This is a genomic window from Viridibacillus arenosi, assembly GCF_001955655.1.
GTDB lineage: Bacteria > Bacillota > Bacilli > Bacillales_A > Planococcaceae > Viridibacillus > Viridibacillus arenosi.
In genome coordinates this window covers 1-1,234 of sequence record NZ_MSPW01000039.1, presented here as the reverse complement: position 1 = coordinate 1,234, position 1,234 = coordinate 1, and the positions used below count along the sequence as shown (strand labels likewise).

Here is a 1,234-nt window from a genome sequence, read left to right as displayed (position 1 = left end):
GACATGATGTGTAAGTGTTTCACCTTTAAAACGAATCCAAATCTCATCATCTGCCATGACTCCATGTGTTTTTCGTACAATGTCCCAGCGAAGCCAGTAATTCTTTTGCGTTGACCCGAGTAGGAGGGAAGGCACGCCATTTTAGCCAACGTTCTATTTCATCTAAGCAAATATGCCCTTCCATATTCGGTGAAAATTGTTTGTTAAAATCATCAATATTGTTAATTACATATGGGGTGCCACCATTAGCTGGTTTTAAATCGACATGGGCAATAATGTCATCCATCCACATTACGTCAAAAGTCATGTAATCAATCAATGGATTCACTTCCTTCTCTCTTCAATGAATAAGTGTTTCAATGCTGGATCTCACAATTGTGAAAGTAGTACGTCCTTAGCACGTCCAAAATCGTATTAAGATTTTTCGATTGCAGTTTCTAATTTCTCTTTATCAATAAATGCTGGTCCTTCGTAAAGGCTAAGTTGCTTTGTGAAGGTTGAATTCAGTGGTTTTGCCTTTACTCTTCGCTTTAAAATCGTTAATGGTTTGCTAGTTGGATAGTCTTTTTCATCAGATAATAAGATAAGTCCGTTATCAAAAACCGGTGCCAGCTCCCATGTTTTTTCTTTTGGGTCATATAAGAAGAAAATGTTATTCGTGTGCCGATCTTCATTTAGAATAAGTGCATCGAAAGCGTATAACTGTTCGATTTGATGATTTAAAACGAGCCCTGTATACTGCTCCACCTGCTTCATCAATAGCTCGAACTTTTCTATGGTAGAAAGTGTTTTGTCACTTGTAATCGAATCAGTAAAGCTGAAATTTGCTTCAAATAAGCGTTCTAGTGTCACTTCTTGTTTTGTACCACGAAAATCGAGTGAATAGCAGCCTTCAAATTGTTCACCGTCAGTTAATTGAATGTTACATGGCTGATAGACGACATATTTAGAGCGGTCAAGAGTTGAGCATTCAAGAACGAGTGAAGCCAATACTTCTGCTTGTCCCTCATAACCTCGCGCATTTTGTTTGACCCACTTGTTACCGATACACCATTTCGATTGATTGCCCTTACTAGAAGTACTAATAATACGTTCAGCGTCGATAGGAATATGAATTGTTTCTATTTCATCACATCCAATTTTATTTGAGTTTAGTTTATTATATAGTGCAGCATCGATTACCGCACGGAAAGTTGTTCTTCTTATGGCGTTATCTTTTATAGAAGTGAAAAGA

At 37.4% G+C, this 1,234-nt stretch carries 2 protein-coding genes; both read right to left on the bottom strand.

Annotation, left to right across the window (positions count from 1 at the left end; all coding sequences use genetic code 11):
- Nucleotides 1–46: 46 nt before the first annotated feature.
- On the bottom strand, nucleotides 47–319 hold the full coding sequence (locus tag BK137_RS21640) for a hypothetical protein (protein ID WP_076066908.1): 273 nt from the start codon (nucleotides 317–319) through the stop codon (nucleotides 47–49).
- 95 nt (nucleotides 320–414) lie between these two features.
- Nucleotides 415–1,234 (bottom strand): hypothetical protein (locus BK137_RS21635; protein WP_244898288.1); only part of this gene is annotated, 820 nt, incomplete at its 5' end.